The sequence below is a fragment of the Exiguobacterium sp. SH3S3 genome (assembly GCF_004337115.1).
GTDB classification, from domain to species: Bacteria; Bacillota; Bacilli; order Exiguobacteriales; family Exiguobacteriaceae; genus Exiguobacterium; species Exiguobacterium aurantiacum_A.
This window is the reverse complement of record NZ_SJUU01000051.1, coordinates 1-260: the sequence shown is the minus strand read 5'-3', so window position 1 is coordinate 260 and position 260 is coordinate 1. Positions and strand designations below refer to the sequence as shown.

The 260-nt window shown below is 44.2% G+C and carries 1 tRNA gene; it reads left to right on the top strand.

Features of this window, described 5'->3' with window-relative positions:
• The first annotated feature begins 49 nt into the window (after positions 1 to 49).
• Positions 50 to 126, top strand: a tRNA-Pro gene (locus tag EVJ28_RS14035).
• Positions 127 to 260: the final 134 nt, after the last annotated feature.

Here is a 260-nt window from a genome sequence, read left to right as displayed (position 1 = left end):
CGAATCTAAAGGCCGGGAGTTCGAATCTCTCAGGGTGCACCATTTATAACGGGAAGTAGCTCAGCTTGGTAGAGCACTTGGTTTGGGACCAAGGGGTCGCAGGTTCGAATCCTGTCTTCCCGACCATTTATTTTTTGGTCTTTGAAAACTGAACGATGAGGCAAAAAAAGTTTTACAAGTTTTGATTGAAGCGCAAGCTTCGTCATTTTCAAGAGCTATATCAAATTCTTTGGAGAGTTTGATCCTGGCTCAGGACGAAC